Here is a 17,386-nt window from a genome sequence, read left to right as displayed (position 1 = left end):
GACTGCGCACACCCGCGGTGACCCGTTGCTCCCATGCGGCATCCGCCGGTCCGCGGACAGGTCGCAGCGGCGCGTCCGCGGATCGCTCCACCCACGGCGGAGCCCCGGCCGCCAGGGGCGACCGGGGCTCCGGGATACCCGGGGATCAGCTGGTGAGAAGACGCAGGTTGTACGCCTGCAGGATCTCGTTGACGGGCTGGAAATAAGTCGTGCCGCCGGTGGTGCAGTCGCCCGAGCCGCCGGAGGTGACGCCCTGCGCCTGGTTGCCGGCGATGAGCGACCCACCCGAGTCGCCGGGCTCGGCGCAGACGCTCGTGCGGATGAGGCCTGAGACCGAGCCCTCCGCGTAGCGGACGGTGGAGTTGAAGCCCTGGATCTTCCCGCAGTACCAGCCGGTCGTGGAGCCCGAACGGCATACGGTCGCGCCCACGGCGGCCTGCGTCGAGCCCTTCACCGCGACGGTGCCACCGGAGTAGTCCATGACCTGCCCGACGGGGGTGTGGTTGGGCGTGGCGACCCAGGCGTAGTCGTTACCGGGGAAGGACGAGCCGCGGAAGGTGCCGTAGTTCGTGCTGTCGCCGGTGACGCCGCAGTGGCCGGCGGTGACGAAGCCGCCCTGCACGGCGAAGCCGACGGAGCACCGGCTGGCGTTGTTGATGAGGTAGGACATGCCGCCGCGGATCGTGGCGAACGTCTCGGGGGCCTCGACGCCCGTCTGCAGGCGGACGGCATCTGCCGGCGCGCCGAGCGAGGCGACGAACTCGGTCGCGGCCTGCTCGCCGCCGGCGACGACGTCGACGACGACGTCGTTCGCCTCGACGTCGATCCACCAGGAGGGGATCGTGTCGGGAACGCCGCTCGCTTCGATCTGCGCGGTGATCGCCTCGAGCTCGGCGAGCGAGTACTCGACCGCGACGGGCACGGCGCCCGCGTCGGCGGCGGCGTCCAGAGCCGAGTCGGTGGTCGCCGCGGCGTACACCGTCTGCGTGGACTCGTCGAGCCAGGTGCCGGCGAACGCGTCGCCGGCGGCACCTTCGACCTCGTCGGTGGTCCCGGCCGCGTCGGCCTGGAAACGCAGCACGTCCTGCGCGCCCGAGACGTCGGTGCCGAGGTCGGCTGCCATGGCCTCGAGCAGCTGGGCGTCGACTCCGTCGACGGCCGCGACGGGGGATGAGGTGGGGGTCTGCGCCAGCGCGGGAGCACTGGCGGCGGTGGTCAGGAACAGGCCGATCGCGGCTGCGCCGACGACCGTCTTCGAGAAACGGTTCACGTGGAGTGACCTTCCATCCAGGGGGGATAAATGGTTGGGGTACCCACGGCTATCGAAACACGAGACGGCCGGAATGCGAAGGAATTCTTGCGAATTGATGGTTTGCGTCCAAAAAGTGTCGGTCATTTGGGGGACAGGCCGTCGTCGGGGGTCCCGGTGTCGATCCTCGACTTGCGCGGCGGGCCGCCGAGGTGGCACGCGCGCGGTGTTTAGGCTGACGGGCATGAGCACGAACGACCCTCGCGCCACCGGTCCAGCGCTCTCCTTCGACCTCGCGTCGCGGGCCGCCGCCGAGATCCGGACGTTCTCGGCACGCGCCGTCGCTCCCGCGACCGCGCGCCGCGGCGCGCTGCCGACCGATCCCGACGCCGCGGCCTTCGTCGCCCGAGTGTGCGACGGCGTCGTGCGGCCGGAGAGCGTGACGGCTGCGGCGGCGGCCCTGCACCGCCTCGCGGCCGAGATCCCCTCGACCCTGCCCTGGTTCGTGCGCGGCGCGTTGCAGATCGGGGCGGCCGTCGCCCCGGTGCTTCCCACGCCGGCGGTGCCGATCGCCCGCCGCGCGCTGCGCGAGATGCTCGGGCAGCTCGCCCTCGATGCGCGTCCCGAGCGGTTCGGGGAAGAGCTCGCGGCGGCCGCCGAGAGCGGAAGCATATTCGACGTGCGCCTGGCCGGGCCGGCGGTACTCGGTGAGACGGGCGCGCGGCGTCGTCTCGACGGCATCCGTTCCCTCGTCTCGCGTGAGGACGTCGATCGCGTGTCGTTCGCCCTGTCCGACGTATCGGCGCGGCGGGCTCCCTGGGCGTTCGCCGCCGACGTGGAGCACCTCGCCGAGCGGGTGCTGCCGGTGTTCCTGGCCGCCGAGGCCGCCGGAACGCACATCACCCTCGTGGCCACCGGTCGCGATGACCTGGATGCCACGATGGCCGTGCTGACCCGCGTGCTCGAGGAGCCGCGGCTCGAGGGGCTCCGCGCCGGCATCGCGCTGCCGGTCGCCGTGGCCGAGACGCTCGACGCCGTTCGCGAGCTCGCCGCGTGGGCCCGGGTGCGCGTGGCGCAGGGCGGTGCGCGTGTGACGCTGCGCCTCGGCGACGAGGCCATCGACACCGCCGACGTCGTGAACGCCGCGCGCCACGGGTGGGCGCCCCCGGCGCCCTCCGGCCGCGACGATGTCGATGCAGGGCTCGTGCGGACCGTGCGCACGGCCGTCGCCCCACGAGGGATCGAGGGGCTGACGCTCGAGATCGCCACGGCCGACCCCGAGCGCGCGGCCCTCGCCCTCGCCGTCGCCGCGGAGGCGAATGCCGCGGTGCGCCTCGTGCTCCCGCGGGCGACGCCGTGGACCCCCGGCGACGAGCATGTGATCGTCGTCGCCGCCGTGCACCCCGATGACCTGGATGCCGTGGCCGGCCGCCTCGCCACGGACTACGCCGAGGCGGTCGCCGCGGCCCCCGCCCTGCCCCTCGCCGTCCCCCCGGGCACCGTCGCCGAGGGCGCCGACACCGAGGGCACCGATACCGAGGGCACCGACACCGAGGGCGCCGACACCAGGGGCGCCGACACCGAGGGCGCCGGCACCAGGGGCGCAGAAGCCGAGCGCAGAGACGCCTCGGGCGACGACGGCGACGCGGCCGACATCCCCGAGCCCGAGACCTCGGCCGTGTCCGCGCGGGCGCGTCGGGCCCTCGCCGCCGCTGACGAGCCGGCTCCGATCGCCCGCGGCCCGCAGCGCGGGGGCGAGGACGACCCCGCGATCCTCCGCGAGCGCGCGGCCGACGATGCAGCCGAGCCCGGGCTCACGCAGGCGGTGCTCGGCATCGCGCGCGAGGCGGCGGCATCCGGTGACACGTCGTCGCTCGGTCCCGACGTGCAGCAGATGCTCTTCGGCGGTCAGGCCTTCGTCGACACCGCGGTGTTCTCGGCGCGCGAGAGCGCCGAGCTCGCCGGCGGCGCGCCCGGTTTCCGGAGCGTCGCCGACACGGATCCGACGGTCGCGGACGATCGCGCGTGGGCGGCCGATGTGCTCGCGCGTGTCGCCGCATCGACCGCGGGGGATGCGACGGCCGCGGCCGGACGCATCGACGACGAAGAAGGGCTCGACGCCGCCGTGCGGCGCGTGCGCGCGGCCGCCGAGCCCTGGGGCGCGCTGGCGGCGGTCGAACGCGCGGCCGTGCTGCAGAGCGCGGCCCGGACCCTCGCCGCGCGCCGCGCCGAGCTCATGGAGGTGCTCGCCGCCGAGGGCGGGGCACTGCTGGCCGAGGCCGACGCCGAGGTGAGCCAGGCGGTGGATGCCGCCGCCTACTACGCCGCGACCGCGAAGGAGCTCGACCGGGTGCCGGGAGCGGTGTTCGTCCCCGACGGGGTGAGCGTCGTCGCCCCGCGGTGGAACGCCCCGGTGGGCCTGTGCGCCGCCGAGACCCTCGCCGCCCTCGCTGCGGGGTCGGGCGTGCTGCTCACGCCGTCGCCCCGCGCCCGGCGCGCCGGAGCGGTCGTCGCCGAGGCGCTGTGGGCGGCGGGGGTCCCGCGCGACCTGCTCGTCTACGTCGACCTGAACGAGGAGGCGTCGGGGCGCGCGCTGATCGTGCATCCCGGCGTCGACCGCGTGCTGCTCGCGGGGGCTCGGGCGACCGCCGAACGCTTCGCCGCCTGGCGCCCGGCCGCGAAGATGCAGGCGCTCACCGCCGGCCGGAACGCCGCCATCGTCGCGCCGTCCGCCGACCTCGACGCCGCCGTGTCCGACATCGTGGAGGGAGCCTTCGCGCGGGCGGGGCAGGCGGCGACCGCCGTGTCGCTGGTCATCCTGGTGGGAGCGGTCGGCCGGTCGACGCCGTTCCTCGAGCAACTCGCCGACACCGTCTCGTCACTGCGGGTCGGACCCGCCGATGATCCGCTGTCCGACATCGGTCCGCTCGGGGAGGAGCCCACCGGCGAGGTCCGCCGGGCGCTGACGGTGCTGGGAGAAGGCGAGCGCTGGCTCGTCGAACCGCGCGAGCTCGACCTCGGTGCCGAGACGGCCGGACGGTTCTGGTCACCGGGCGTGCGCACGGGGGTCACCGCCGGTTCGCACCTCACCCGGGCGGCCGTCGCCGCTCCCGTGCTCGGCATCCTGCACGCGCCCACCGTGACGCGGGCGATCGAGTTGCAGAACGCCATCGGCTCCGGTTTCGTGGCGGGACTGCATACGCGCGACATCGGCGACCTCGAGCTGTGGCTCGACACCGCCGAGGCCGCGGTGCTGCGCGTCAACCGTCCCTCGACGGGCGGGGTCGTGCAACGGGAGCCGCTCGGCGGCTGGGGCGAGGCCTCGGCGGGCACCGGCGCGATGTCGGGCGGGCCGAACCGCCTGGTCACCCTCGGCTCGTGGCGGCCGTCGTCGGGAGGCGCGGCGTCGTCGACGCTGCACCTGCGTGGGCTCGACAGTCGCATCACGGGGCTCATCGAGGCCGCGCAACCGACCCTGTCGTACGAGGCGTTCGAGTGGCTGCGCCGCGGCGCACTGTCGGACGCCGTGGCGTGGGACCGCGAGTTCGGCCGGGTCATCGACGTCTCGCACCTGCGGGTCGAGCGCAATCTGCGGCGGTACCGTCCGACCGGCGTCGCGGTGCGCGCCACCGGCGATGCGGCCTGGCAGGCGGTGCTGCGCGTGCTCGTCGCGGCGGTGCGCTCGGGCTCGACGTTCACGCTCAGCACGCCCGTGGGTCTCCCCGCGGCCGTGCGCCACCTGCTCGGCGAGGCGAGCGTCGCGGTCTCGGTGGAGACCGACGCGGAGTGGTTGCAGCGCCTGGCGGGCGGCATCCCGGATGCCGACGCGGCCGACGCCGTCATCACGCCGGGGCGGCCACAGCGGATCCGTCTGGTGGGCCCGGCCGACACGGTCGTCGCCCTCCGCACGGCGGTCGCCGAGACCGTGGGGGCCGACCTTTCGCTGACGGTGTACGCCGACGAGGTCACCACCGCCGGTCGCCTGGAGCTGCTGCCCTTCCTGCGCGAGCAGGCGGTGTCGATCGCCGCACACCGCCACGGCCGCCCCGACCCCTGGTCGGCCGCCGTCATCTGACGCGTCGCGTCGCCCGCCCTGCGTCGGAGCGCCCGCGCCGCTCCCCAGCTCCCGAACGCGCCGCGCCGGAGCGCTCGAACGCACCGCACCGGAGCGCCCGAACGCCCCGCAGCGCCTGCCCCGCTCAGCGCTCGACCGCGGTCTGCGTGAGGAGGGCGATCTCCTCCTCGGTCCACCCGTGGTCGATGCGCAGGGTGTCCTTGAGCGCCGTCGCCGCTCCGATCCGCGACAGCCCCGCACCGCCGAAGACCGCCACCGCACCGGAATCGATGGCTGCGGCGGCCTCGCGCACGTCTTCGACGAGCTCGCGGAAGCGCGGCAATCGGCCGGTGTCGCCGAGCCGTCGGCCGGGCACGATCACGAGGACGACCGACGACCCCGCGGCCGCCAGGAGATTCTCCCGACGATCGGCGAGCCAGAACGCCGAGATCGCACCGGTGACCAGCAGGATGACGACGACTCCCACCGCGATGGCGCCCGTGTCGGAGAAGACCCCGCCGGGGACGCTCTCGTCGTCCCGGACGACGGCCACGGCGATGGCGATCCCCCGGGTCGCGCAGTAGAGCGCGTAGGCGCACAGCGTTCCGGCGAGCACGCGGATCGACGTGCGGTGCGCTTCCCGGGAGCCGAGGGCCGCCGCCGCGCCGCACACGCCGACGATCGCGAAGGTGAACGCCTGCGCGACGACGGCCTCGCGCACCGGGAGCAGGAACGAGGTCGCTGCGACCACGACCACGCCGGCCGCGGCGACCAGGGTGGACCAGAGGGTCACCCTGGTAGGGCCGAGCGAGTGGAAGGCCAGGGGGATCATCACCGGTCCGAGGACCATCAGGGCGTTGGCGACGGCGAACGCCGTGGACCCGCCAACGTTGACCCAGACGAGGTAGATCGCCGATGCGCTGACCTCGGCGACGCCGGCGAGCGCGGCGTACTGCAGTGACGTGCCGGTCGAGCCGTCGCGGCCGACGAGCAGCAGCCCCACGAGCAGCAGGGTGCCGGTCGCGATGAGACACGTCACCGACAGCGCCATCACGGATGCCACCATGTGCCGACCCCCTCACCGCGTGTGCGGACGACACGACGGTATTGCGGCGTACGAAGCCGCCGCAAGCCTCGGAACGCACCGCGGCCGCGCTGCGGGATGCCCGGGGCTCCGATCGGACGGCACGCCCCTCGGCCGCGTGCGGCCCCCCTGCCTCGCGGGCTCTCCTGCCTCGGAACCGCCGGCGCACCCTCCGTCCACGCGGAACGCCCGCCCCCACGGCATCCGGAGGGATGCGACCGGGACGGGCGTTCGGGGAGAAGCGGGATCAGGCGAGCTGCGCGCGACGCTCCGCCAGCTGGTCGAACGAGGCGAAGGACTCCGCGATCGGGCTGCCGGTGAAGTGACCGACCCAGCCGTCGTCGTCGTGGAAGAATCGCACGCTGACATAGTGGGGCGAGGTGCCCATGTCGAACCAGTGCGTGGTGTTCGCCGGCACCGAGATGAGGTCGCCCGCCTCGCAGTACACCGCGTGCACCTTCTCGTTCGCGTGCAGGTAGAACACACCGGCACCCTTGGCGAAGTAGCGGTCCTCATCGTCGTCGTGAGCGTGCTCCGACAGGAACTTCTCGCGGAACGGCGTCTTCACCTCGTTGTAATCGGCCTGCGCGGGGTCGAGCGCGACGACGTCGACGAGGGTGTAGCCCTCGCGGTCCTTCACCTCGCCGATCTCCGCGGCGTACAGCGCGAGCACCTCGTCCTGCGAGGCGCCCGTGGCGACGTCCTTGACCTCCCAGCGCGAGAAGCGGGCGCCGAGTTCGGCGAGGGCCTCGCGGATCTCGCTCTCTTCGGTGGTCTCGAGCACGGGCGTGCCCGGGTCGGATTCTTTCCAGACGGTCAGCAGGGTCATGGCCGCTCCTTTCGTTGGGGGTGGGGAGGATGGATGCCGGCGTCTCAGCGCGTCGCGACGGCGAAGCGCAGCAGCCACTCGGTGATCTCGAGGTGACGACGGGCAGCGGCCACGTCGCTGCCCCAGGCGTACATGCCGTGGTTCGCCACGATCAGGGCGGGGACTTCGGGCACCTCGGAGGTGGCGGGACGGTAGACCTCGTCGAACCAGCCGGCTTCGACGGTCATGTCCTGGTGATTGCGGATGACGGGAACGGTCACCGTCTCATCGTCGGCGAGGTGGCCGATGCCCTTGAGCATCTCCATGTCGCGGATCTCGACGCCGTTCGGCCACCGGTGCCCCGCGACGACGGCGTCGAAGGCGTGCACGTGGAACACGGCGTTCGCGCCCGTGCGCGCGGCGATGTGGGCGTGCAGACCCGACTCCGCCGACGGGGGGCGCTGGTCGTCGGGGTCGATGGCCTCGCCGTTCGCGTCGATGAGCACGACGTCGGCTTCGGTGAGCAGCGACTTGTCGAGGCCCGACGCGGTGACGGCGAGCACGAGCGGGTCGCGCTCGACGACGACCGAGAGGTTGCCCGAGGTTCCCCGCATCCAGCCGTACCCCGAGAAGCGCGAGGCCTCGGCGGCGAGGGCGGCGCCGGCGGCCCGCACGCGGTCGCGGGAGGGGAGGACGGTCATCGGGTCACCTCGATCTCGTCGAAGGATGCCACGGCGGGGGCGGCGAAGTCCGCACCGGCCCACGGTTCGCCGGCGCGGTCGAGGGCGACCACCTGCCAGCCGGCCGCGAGGGCCGCCGTCACCTCGTCGGGGTGGTCGGTGAGGAACAGCGCGCGCCCGGGCGCGACGTCGAGGGCGGAGGCGATCGCGTCGAACGACGCGCGTTCCTTCTTCGGCCCCGCCTTGACCGTGTCGAAGAAGTCCTCGACGAGAGGGGTCAGGTCGCCCTGGGGCGCGTGACGGAACCACGGCACCTGCGAGGCGACCGAACCCGAGGAATAAACGGCGAGACGGATGCCGTCCTCGTGCCAGGCGTGCAGGCGCTGTGGCACGTCGTCGAAGAACTGCGAGTGGATCTCACCCGCGGCGAAGCCCTCGGCCCAGATGATCCCCTGCAGCGTCTTCAGCGGGGTGGACTTCACGTCGTTCGCCATCAGACCGCGCAGCGCCTCGGCGATCTCGGCATCGGAGGCGTCGGCATCCAGGCCCGTCTCGGCGATCGCGTCGACGCGGGCGGTGCGAACGGTGTCGTCGTCGCGCCCGAGTACCTCGTCGAGACGCGGGCGGGCGTAGTCGTACAGGTCGCCGAGGATGAACCCGGCGGCGGACGTGGTGCCCTCGATGTCGAGCACGACCACGTCGGCGGTGGCGGAGACGGTCATGATTTCTCTTTCGTGTCGATGAAGGATGCCACGGCGGCGGCCGCGAGGCGGGAATGCTCGACGACCACGTCGTCCGACGCCCCGGCGATGTGCGGGGTGAGTGTGACGTTCGGCAGCCGCAGCAGTTCGTCGCCCGGGGTGAGCGGCTCGTCGTGGAACACGTCGAAGCCGGCGCCGGCGATGCGCCCGTCGCGCAGCACCGGGATGAGCGCGTCGCGGTCGACGAGAGCGGCGCGGCCGGCGTTGATCAGATACGCGTCGGGGCGCAGCAGTGCGAGTTCGCGCGCACCGATCAGACCGGTGGTCTCGGGGGTGAGCGGCACGTGCAGGGTGACGATGTCGCTCCCGGCGAGCAGCTCGTCGAGGTCGAGGTGCGCGACGTCGTCGCCCAGGGCGCCGGGGGCGAGGAAGGGGTCGTAGACGGCGACGCGCATGCCGAACCCCTGGGCGCGGCGCACGACGCGTCGACCGACTGCGCCGCCACCGACGACGCCGAGCTGCCGGCCCGTGAGGCCGATGCCGCGGAAGCGCGCGTACGGCTCGAAGACGTCGTCGGTGCTCCACCTGCCCTCACGCAGCCACGCCGACGCCGCGGGCACGTGGCGCACGGTGGCGAGCAGGAGGGCGAGGGTGAAGTCGGCGGTCACGTCGGCGTTGCGGCCCGGTGTCGTGCGCACCTCGACGCCGCGCGCGGCGCACGCGGCGAGATCGACGTTCGCGGGGTTCGCGCGGCAGGCGACGACCAACGACAGGCGAGGCGCGGCCGCGAGCGCGTCGTCGTCGATGCGGTCGAGCTCTGCGATCACGACGTCGGCGCCGGCCAGAGCCTCGGCGAACACGGGGTCGGCGGCGGCGCGCGCACCGAGGGACTGGCCGGTCTCGACCTCGGATGCCGTGAAGACCTCGCCCGGGAGCGCGGCCGCGATGCGCGGGTCGAAGGGGGCGGTGACGACGATGCGGGTCACGCGGGGGTCCTCTCGGGGGTGGGGACGTCGGGAGCCGGCTCGTCGAGGTGGGCGGCAGGGGCGCCGGCGGCGGTGCGTTCCGCCTCGGCGCGTTCATCGCTCGGGGCCGCACCGCGGGACGCGGCGTCCGGGCGGGCGCCGGCGGCATCCGGTGTGAGCCGACCGAGCGCGCGCAGCGCCGGCCACTCCGGCCGCAGCGCCGCACGCACGCGCGCGAACACCTCTCGCGCCGACGACAGTGCGGGGGAGGGGCGCGGAGTGAACTCGACGGCGTCGGCGGGGAAGACCCGCACCGCGGCCTCCAGGTCGACGGCGAGCCCCGCGGCCACGAGGGCGACGGTCGCTGCGCCCCGCGCTCCGACCTCGGGGTCGGTCGTGCGCACGATCGTGCGACCCGACACGTCGGCCAGCAGCTGGCACAGCAGGTCGCTGCGCGCGCCACCGCCGCACACGGGTACGCGCTCGGCGGCATCCAGAAGATCGAGGCACTCGGCGACCGAGAACGCGAGGCCCTCGAAGACGCTGCGCAGCAGCTGCGCCGGAGCCGTCGTGACGTTCATTCCGACCCAGGAGGCCGAGGCGGCGGCGTCCACGAACGGGGCGCGCTCGCCGCTGGGGGAGCCGTAGGGCAGGTAGATCACGCCGCCGCTGCCGGCCGGCGCGGTGCGCGCGAGGCGTTCGAGCTCGCTCCAGCCGCGGTCGGCGAGACCCAGGGTGTCGCGCACCCAGTCGAGGTTGGGCGTGCCGACCATCGACGACAGGGCCTCGAGCACCTGGGTCCCGCGGCCCGTGGGGATGAGGATGCCGATCCCGCTGTCGGCGGCGGCGCGGTCGACGCGGTTGACGGCCACGGTGGCGGTCGTGCCGAGCACGACCCACCCGTCCTGATCGTCGAGGGCACCGAGCCCCACGGGGCAGGCCGCCGAGTCGACGAGCCCGACGGCGACGGGCACGCCGGCCCGGAGGCCCAGCTCGGCGGCGGCGGCATCGGTGAGGGTGCCGGCGCTCTCGTGCGGAGCGCGCACGGGGGCGAGGAGGTGTGCGAAGCGACGGTGTCCGAGCGCGTCGATCATCTCGTCGGAGTAGGCGAGGGTCGCCGGATCCAAATACGTGCGCGACGCCTCGGAAGGGTCGGTGGCGACCTCGCCGGTGAGGCGGTGACGCACCGCGTCCTTGCAGTTGAGGTGGTGGGCCGCGCGGGCGAGGGCCTCGGGTTCGGACTCGGCGAAGCCGTCGAGCAGCACGGGGAGCGTCCCCGGGAAGCTGGCCGAGCCGGTGGCGGCGATCACCGCGGCATCCCGCCCGTCGCGCTGCCACGCGGTCACGCGGTCGGCGCCGCGTCCGTCGAGCCACAGGGCTGCGGGGCGCACCGGGCGACCGTCGGCATCGACGAGCCACGCCCCGTCGCCCTGGCCGGTGACACCGATCGCGACGACGTCGGGCCCGGCGCTACGGGCCTGCGACAGGGCCTGACGGACGGCGCCGACGACGGCCTCCCACACCAGGTCGATGTCGCTCTCGGCCGCCCCGTCGGGCGTGCGGACGACCGTGACCGCGCGGTGACCGGCGGCGAGCGTCTCACCCTCGAGCGAGTAGAGCACGGCCTTGACCGCGGTGGTCCCCGCATCGATGCCCAGGACGGCGGGGGTCACGGGGTGCCGCCCGGGGTGGTGTCGGGGGTCTTCGCCGCGGGCTTGCGCTCCGCCGCCGCCCGCGCGCGCTGCGCGACGGTGTAGGCCAGCACGAGGGCGACCAGCAGCACGACCCCCTGCACCGCGGCCTTGACGTTGAAGTCGAGACCCAGCAGATCGAGGCCGTTCGCCAGCACGCCCAGGAAGAGCACTCCCACGACGGTGCCGGGCACGTTCGGCCGCGAGCGCGGGTGCATCGACGCGCCGATGAACACCGCGGCGATGGCGTCCAGCAGGTAGCTGAAGCCCGCGAGAGGCGTGTACAGCCGCAGCGAGGCGCTGAGCAGCACGCCGCCCGCCGCGCACAGCACGCCCGCGCCGATGTAGACGAGCACGCGGATGCGGCGGGTGCGAAGCCCCGCGACGACCGCCGCGCGATCCTGCAGGCCCATCGCCTGGATGCGGACGCCCGCGGGGGTGCGGTGCAGCAGGATGCCGACGCCCACGGCCGCGACCGCGGCGATGATCACCGGGATGCCGACGCCCAGCACGTCGCCTGAGCCGAGGAAGGTGAAGCCCTCGGGGGCGGCGCGGAAGCTGACGCTCGCCCCGCCGTTCGTGCCGATCTGCTGGGCGCTGCGGCCGATGAAGAAGGTGCCGAGGGTCGCGAGGAAGGGCGTCACGCCGAGCCCCACGATGAGGAAGGCGTTCAGCGCCCCGATGAGCGCGCCGCCGACGAGTCCGAGCAGGACGGCGACGGGCCACGGCATCCCGAACGACATCATCGACACGATCGCGAACCACGCGCCGAAGTCGACCGCGACCGCGGCCGACAGGTCGATGCCGCCGGACGACACCACCACGGTCAGGGCGAGGGCGACGAGCAGCAGGATCGCGACCCCGTCGAGCACGTTCAGCAGGTTGCTCGGGCGCAGGAACGCATCGCTGGCGAACGAGAAGAACACGACCAGCAGCGCGAAGGCGGCGACGAAGCCGTAGCGGGTGACGGTCGCGGCGGCGGAACCGGCGACCCCCGACCAGCGGGTGCGGGTGGCGGTGGTGCTCACGCGCGGGCCTCCTCGTTCTTGCGTGCCGCGGCCGCGGCGACGACGAGCAGGATCAGCACACCCTTGAACCCGTCGACCCACGCGTTGGCCACGCGCGAGAGGATCAGGCCGTTCGACAGCAGCGCCACGAACACCGCGCCCAGGACGGAGCCGAAGATCGTGACCGTGCCGCGGCGGGTGAAGGCCGCCCCCAGGAAGGTCGCCAGAACCATGTCGACCATGAGGCGCTCGTCGATCCCCGGGCTGCTGCCCGAGCCGCGCGCGACCAGCAGCAGCGCGCTGAGGCCCGCGACCACACCCGCGATGACGAACGTCGACATGATGTAGCGCCGGGTCGGGATGCCGGCGAAGGTCGCGGCATCCCGGTTGCCGCCGACGGCTTGCAGACGTCGGCCGTACGGGGTGCGCGCCATGACGAAGACGAGCACCGCCGCGACGACGAGCATGAGCACGGCGGCGAGCGGGATGCCGGCGATCCGCGTGTCGCGGACGGCGATGATGAGCGGATCCGTCACGTCGATGCGGCGATTGCCGCTGACCACGCGCGTGATGCCGACGACGGCGACGTACACGGCGAGTGTGGCGAGGATCGACGACAGCCCGACCCAGCCGACGAGGACCGCGTTGAGCAGACCGAACACGGTGGTGACCAGGATGCCGAGGGCGAACGCGACGGCGAACGGGGTGCCGTAGGTGGTGAGCTGATCGCTCACGATGGCGGTGGCGAGCGCCGCGGTCGCGGGGATCGACAGGTCGATGCCGCCGACGACCACGTCGTCGCCGCCGCCGATCACGACGATGGCGAGGCCCATCGCGACCAACGCGACGGGCGCCGCCTGGGTGAGGCTCGCGGTGACGTTGGCGACGCCGAGGAAGCCCCTCGCCGTGACGGCGAGGTACACGGTCATCGCGAGCACGACCAGTAGTGGCCCGCGTCGCGCCAGCAGGCTGCGCAGACGCGGGACGAGCGCCGCGCGCTCCACGGTCAGGGCGCTCATGCGGCATCCCCTTCGGTTCGTTCGGGGGCGGCGGCGTCGGCGGTGGACCCGCCGGCGCTCCCGGTCACCAACGCGCTCAGGTGCTCGAGGGTCAGACCGTCGGTCGTCACCTCGTGCGCGACGCGTCCGCGTTCGAGCACGACGACGCGGTCGCTGAGCCCGAGCACCTCGGCGGGGTCGGTCGAGACGATCACGACCGCGGTCCCGGATGCCGCGAGTTCCGCCAGCAGGCGGTAGATCTCCTGCTTCGCGCCGATGTCGACACCCACCGTGGGCTCATCCAGCACGATGACCCGGGCGCCGGCGGCCAGGCTCCGGCCGAGCACCACCTTCTGCTGGTTTCCTCCGCTGAGCAGGCGGGTCTGCACGCTCGTGTCGCGCGGACGGATGTCGAGGCGCTCGGCGAGGCCCTCGGCGCGCGTCCGCGACGCGGCGTCGTCGAGGAGGCCCGCGCGAGTGCCCTCGGCGAGGGTCGAGAGGGTGAGGTTGCGCTGGGTCGAGAAGTCGAGCACGACGCCGTCGTGGCGGCGGTCGCGGGGCACGAGCACGACGCCGGCCTCGAGGGCGGCGGCCGGGCTCGACGGCCGGAACCGGCGGCCCAGGAGCGACAGATCGCCCGCGTGGCGGTGGAGCCCCACCAGGGCCTCGGCGAGTTCGGACGCCCCGGAGCCGAGCAGGCCGGTGAGCCCCAGGATCTCGCCCGGGCGCACGTCGAGGTCGACGCCGTGCACGACAGCGCCGACGCGGAGGCCCCGGGCACGCAGCACCGGCTCGGTCGTGGCGACGGAACGACGCGGGGGGTAGAGGTCGTCGATCTCGCGCCCGATCATCAGGCGGACCATCTCCCGACCGCTGTCGGGCCCGACCCCCTCGATGCGGCCCACGTCGACACCGCCGCGCAGGATGGTCACGCGGTCGCAGATGCGCGTGACCTCGCCGAGGTAGTGCGAGATGTAGAGGCTGGAGATGCCGCGTTCGCGCAGGCGCCCGATGATGCCGAGCAGCTGCTCGGCCTCGGCGCTGGCGAGAGGGGCCGTGGGCTCGTCGAAGACGATCAGGCGCGTGTCGTCGTCGACCAGTGCGCGGGCCACCTGCACGAGCTTGCGCTCGGCGGGCCCGAGGTCGCGGACGAGCCGGGTGGGGGAGAGCCGGATGCCGAGCACGTCGTGCAGCACCTCGGTCACGCGGGCCTTCATGGCGCGGCCGCGGAGCACCCCGCCCGCGCTCTGCTCGTTGCCGAGCCAGACGTTCTCGGCCACGGTCATGTCGGGTACGAGCTGCAGTTCCTGATGCACGAACCGGATGCCGGCCGCATGGGCGTCCGCGGGAGTGAGTCGCCCGGCATCCGTCCCGCCGATGACGACCGTGCCGCCGTCGCGCTCGTAGATACCGGCGAGGATCTTGATGAGCGTGGACTTGCCCGCGCCGTTCTCGCCGACGAGGCCGTGCACCTCGCCCGGGCGCACGTCGATCGAGGCGCCCCGGAGAGCCGGGACGCCCGCGAACGCCTTCGTGACGCCGGTCATGCGAAGCACCGGCGTCACGAGGGGGGAAGAACCGATCGTCACTGGGTGTAGCCCAGCTCCTTCGCGACCGCGGTCGCCTCATCGGGACCGGCGACCGGGATCGTGTCGACGTAGCTGACCTTCTCGACCTCTTCGCCGAGGAAGTACTTGCCCACGTTGTCAGCCGAGATCGTGGCGATCTTGCGCGGCAGCTGGGCGATGTTGCCGACGAACGGGCTGTTCGGCTCGCTCATGATCTCGAGCGTGTCGGGGCCGGCGTCGAAGGCGGTGACCTTCACGTCGGTGCGACCGGAGTCTTCGATCGCCTGCACCACGCCGATGGCCGGCTGGTCCCAGCACGCCACGTGGATGCCCTGGATGGTGCCGGCGGGGTACTTCTCCAGCAGCGCGAGCGTCTGCTGACGCGCGTCGTCGGGGGCGTTGGCGAACTGCTCGGCCAGCTCGGGCTCGATGAGCTTGACGCCCGGGTAGTCCGTCGCGAGTTCGTTCTTCCACGCGTCGTAGCGCTCGCCGCAGAACGACAGGCTCGTCCCGAAGGCGTTGAAGACGGCCACGTTGCCCGTGCCGCCGAGGGCGTCGCCGGTGATCTTGCCGAGGGCCGTGCCGCCCACCTCGTTGTCGGACTGGGCGTTGTTGACCGCCCACTCCGAGGCGTGGTCGACGCCGAAGACGGGGATGCCGGCGTCGTGCAGCTGCTGCAGCTTCGGGTCGACCGACGCGTCGCCGAGGATCGTGATGACGGCATCGACGTTCTGGGCGAGGAAGATGTCGTGGTTCTGCGCGTGCAGGGTGTTGTCGCGGTTGCCGTCGGTGGTGAGCGGCGTGCCGCCGAGCCGGGTGACCTCGTCGACCGCGCCCTGGAAGGCCTCGCGGTCCCAGAAGTGCTGCGTGCCGACGACGGCGATGCCGATGGTCTTACCCGCGAGCGGCTGGGCGGCGTCGACGCCGTCGCCGTTCGGGGCGGCCGCGTCGGACGAGACGGTGCTGCAGCCGGCGAGGGCGAGGGACGCTGCGACGACGATCGCCGGGAGGGCGAAGAGGGACTTTCTCACGGTGGGCTCCTGGGGGGCCGATGGGCGCTCGCGTCGGTGCGCGCGTCGCCGCGGATGCTGTGTGGGATGACGCCGGAAAGCGGTCTCTCGAATCGTAGGGAGGGGGCGGACGACGTTCGACTCGAGCGTCACACGGTGAAATGAAGCCATCACGGGTGAGCCGCTCAGTATGCTTCGCCCGTCCCCGCAGCGGCCCGTCCGGTGCCGACCGGACACCGCCCCCTCGTGACGCCGGTTTCGCATCGGCCCTACCCCACCGCAGGAGATCCATGTCCTACCCCGCCCGTCGCGTCGTCACCGTCGGTCTCCACGTCGCCGACGTGCTCGGTCGCCACGTCGACGCCATTCCGCCCGGGCAGGGCCTCGCGCTGCTGGACGAGATCCGCCTGACCGTGGCCGGCACCGCTGCCGCGACCGCCGTCGACCTCGCGCGACTCGGCGTTCCCGTGGCGACGGTGGGCGCCGTGGGCGACGACGCGCTGGGTGTCTTCCTGCGCTCCACGATGGCCGACGAGGGGGTCGACGTCACCGGCCTCGCCGTGCGCCCCGAGCGGCCCACCTCCGCGACGATGCTGCCGATCCGCCGCGACGGGAGCCGGCCCGCGCTGCACGTCATCGGGTCGAACGCGGCGATCGCGCCCGAGGATCTGGCATCCATCGATCTGAGCGATGTCGCGGTGCTCCACCTCGGCGGCACGTGCCTGCTGCCGCGCGTCGACGGCGCGGCCAGCGTCGACCTGCTGCGCCGCGCCCGCGACGCCGGGGTCGTGACGACGATGGACTTCATCCCCACCGGGGGCGCCGGCGATCGCGATGCCGTGCTGCCGTGCCTGCCGTTCGTCGACTACCTCTTCCCGAGCGAGGAGGATGCACTGTCGTTCGCGGGCGCGTCGAGCCTCGACGAGGCCATCGCCTTCTACCTGGATGCCGGCGTCTCGACGCTCGTGATCACCCGCGGCGCGGCGGGGGTCAGCATCAGCACGCGAGCCTTACGCGACATGCGGCTGCCGGCATATGCCGTCGACGTCGTGGACACGACGGGCTGCGGCGACGCGTTCAGCGCCGGTTTCATCGGGGGTCTGATGGACGGCGCCGACGTCACCGAGGCCGCGGAGCGCGGCCTCGCGTGCGGCAGCCTCGTGGCCACGGGCCTCGGCTCCGACGCCGGCCTGCACTCCGCGGCCGACGTGGCGCGGCTGCGGGCGGAGGGCGTGCGCGGAGCCGTGTGACGCGGCATCCGGTGCCGGCGCGCAGGGTCGGTTTGCGCAACCTGCGCGCATCGCTGAGGTTGTGCGGCGCGGGTCCGCCCGCCTGCCGCCGTGCAGAAAATCAGTGATGCGCGCAACCTCCGTCGGCTCGGCGCGGATGCCGCTGAGTTTGTGCGCATCGCGGAGGGTGCGCGCCGCTGTTCGCGCCCGCGCGCACACGCGTGCGAGAATGGCCACGGCGTGCTCGGACCGACCTTTCCCCGCACGGCGCCACGGCGCCGCCGGGTTCGAAGGGCCACCGGGCCCCAGGACAGCGTCCGCCGCACCTTTCTCCGAGGAGCA

The 17,386-nt window shown here is 73.5% G+C and carries 13 protein-coding genes; 2 read left to right on the top strand and 11 right to left on the bottom strand.

The features are described from left to right. Positions 1–145: 145 nt before the first annotated feature. Positions 146–1,270 carry a S1 family peptidase gene (locus ASF76_RS00930; protein ID WP_235561201.1) on the bottom strand — a complete coding sequence of 375 codons (1,125 nt, stop codon included), beginning with the start codon at positions 1,268–1,270 and terminating at the stop codon, positions 146–148. Between the two features lie 223 nt (positions 1,271–1,493). Here ASF76_RS00930 and ASF76_RS00925 point away from each other — a divergent pair, with 223 nt between their 5' ends. After that, complete coding sequence (locus ASF76_RS00925) at positions 1,494–5,324, top strand: aldehyde dehydrogenase family protein (protein ID WP_055951606.1); 3,831 nt, start codon at positions 1,494–1,496, stop codon at positions 5,322–5,324. A gap of 124 nt (positions 5,325–5,448) precedes the next feature. Here the strand turns inward: ASF76_RS00925 and ASF76_RS00920 are convergent, their stop codons facing one another. The 10 genes from ASF76_RS00920 to ASF76_RS00875 form a co-directional block, all read right to left on the bottom strand. Beyond that, a complete protein-coding gene (locus ASF76_RS00920; protein ID WP_055951602.1) occupies positions 5,449–6,369 on the bottom strand; it encodes a hypothetical protein in 921 nt (306 codons plus the stop codon). Between the two features lie 265 nt (positions 6,370–6,634). Further along, the gene (locus ASF76_RS00915; protein ID WP_055951600.1) at positions 6,635–7,216 is read right to left on the bottom strand and encodes a 1,2-dihydroxy-3-keto-5-methylthiopentene dioxygenase; all 582 of its coding nucleotides are present in this window, start codon (positions 7,214–7,216) and stop codon (positions 6,635–6,637) included. A gap of 44 nt (positions 7,217–7,260) precedes the next feature. After that, complete coding sequence (mtnB, locus tag ASF76_RS00910; RefSeq protein WP_055951597.1) at positions 7,261–7,896, bottom strand: methylthioribulose 1-phosphate dehydratase; 636 nt, start codon at positions 7,894–7,896, stop codon at positions 7,261–7,263. Next, a complete protein-coding gene (mtnC, locus tag ASF76_RS00905) occupies positions 7,893–8,597 on the bottom strand; it encodes an acireductone synthase (protein ID WP_055951593.1) in 705 nt (234 codons plus the stop codon). The genes mtnB and mtnC overlap by 4 nt, the downstream gene beginning before the upstream one ends. Then, positions 8,594–9,562 carry an NAD(P)-dependent oxidoreductase gene (locus ASF76_RS00900; RefSeq protein WP_055951591.1) on the bottom strand — a complete coding sequence of 323 codons (969 nt, stop codon included), beginning with the start codon at positions 9,560–9,562 and terminating at the stop codon, positions 8,594–8,596. Before ASF76_RS00900 ends, mtnC begins: the two co-directional genes overlap by 4 nt. Beyond that, positions 9,559–11,214 carry an FGGY-family carbohydrate kinase gene (locus ASF76_RS00895; protein ID WP_055951588.1) on the bottom strand — a complete coding sequence of 552 codons (1,656 nt, stop codon included), beginning with the start codon at positions 11,212–11,214 and terminating at the stop codon, positions 9,559–9,561. The genes ASF76_RS00900 and ASF76_RS00895 overlap by 4 nt, the downstream gene beginning before the upstream one ends. Next, positions 11,211–12,260 carry an ABC transporter permease gene (locus ASF76_RS00890; protein WP_055951585.1) on the bottom strand — a complete coding sequence of 350 codons (1,050 nt, stop codon included), beginning with the start codon at positions 12,258–12,260 and terminating at the stop codon, positions 11,211–11,213. Before ASF76_RS00890 ends, ASF76_RS00895 begins: the two co-directional genes overlap by 4 nt. Then, positions 12,257–13,258 carry an ABC transporter permease gene (locus ASF76_RS00885; RefSeq protein WP_055951582.1) on the bottom strand — a complete coding sequence of 334 codons (1,002 nt, stop codon included), beginning with the start codon at positions 13,256–13,258 and terminating at the stop codon, positions 12,257–12,259. Before ASF76_RS00885 ends, ASF76_RS00890 begins: the two co-directional genes overlap by 4 nt. Beyond that, complete coding sequence (locus ASF76_RS00880; RefSeq protein WP_200936062.1) at positions 13,255–14,826, bottom strand: sugar ABC transporter ATP-binding protein; 1,572 nt, start codon at positions 14,824–14,826, stop codon at positions 13,255–13,257. The genes ASF76_RS00885 and ASF76_RS00880 overlap by 4 nt, the downstream gene beginning before the upstream one ends. Then, on the bottom strand, positions 14,823–15,836 hold the full coding sequence (locus tag ASF76_RS00875; RefSeq protein WP_200936061.1) for a sugar ABC transporter substrate-binding protein: 1,014 nt from the start codon (positions 15,834–15,836) through the stop codon (positions 14,823–14,825). The genes ASF76_RS00880 and ASF76_RS00875 overlap by 4 nt, the downstream gene beginning before the upstream one ends. Before the next feature lie 269 nt (positions 15,837–16,105). On the opposite strand from ASF76_RS00875, the gene ASF76_RS00870 reads away from it, so the two are divergent. After that, positions 16,106–17,065: a carbohydrate kinase family protein gene (locus ASF76_RS00870; RefSeq protein ID WP_055951579.1), complete on the top strand. Its 960-nt coding sequence runs from the start codon at positions 16,106–16,108 to the stop codon at positions 17,063–17,065. The last annotated feature ends 321 nt before the right edge of the window (positions 17,066–17,386 follow it).

It is taken from the genome of Microbacterium sp. Leaf151 (assembly GCF_001424225.1).
Taxonomy (GTDB): domain Bacteria; phylum Actinomycetota; class Actinomycetes; order Actinomycetales; family Microbacteriaceae; genus Microbacterium.
Note: the sequence above shows the minus strand (reverse complement) of the source record. Positions and strands in the feature narration are given on the sequence as shown.

What these genes read in the sequence shown, in the direction of transcription:
- ASF76_RS00915 (WP_055951600.1), bottom strand. Translation starts at nt 7,216, where the DNA reads ATGACCCTGCTGACCGTCTGGAAAGAATCCGACCCGGGCACGCCCGTG.
- mtnC (WP_055951593.1), bottom strand. Translation starts at nt 8,597, where the DNA reads ATGACCGTCTCCGCCACCGCCGACGTGGTCGTGCTCGACATCGAGGGC.
- ASF76_RS00920 (WP_055951602.1), bottom strand. Translation starts at nt 6,369, where the DNA reads ATGGTGGCATCCGTGATGGCGCTGTCGGTGACGTGTCTCATCGCGACC.
- ASF76_RS00925 (WP_055951606.1), top strand. Translation starts at nt 1,494, where the DNA reads ATGAGCACGAACGACCCTCGCGCCACCGGTCCAGCGCTCTCCTTCGAC.
- ASF76_RS00870 (WP_055951579.1), top strand. Translation starts at nt 16,106, where the DNA reads ATGTCCTACCCCGCCCGTCGCGTCGTCACCGTCGGTCTCCACGTCGCC.
- ASF76_RS00885 (WP_055951582.1), bottom strand. Translation starts at nt 13,258, where the DNA reads ATGAGCGCCCTGACCGTGGAGCGCGCGGCGCTCGTCCCGCGTCTGCGC.
- mtnB (WP_055951597.1), bottom strand. Translation starts at nt 7,896, where the DNA reads ATGACCGTCCTCCCCTCCCGCGACCGCGTGCGGGCCGCCGGCGCCGCC.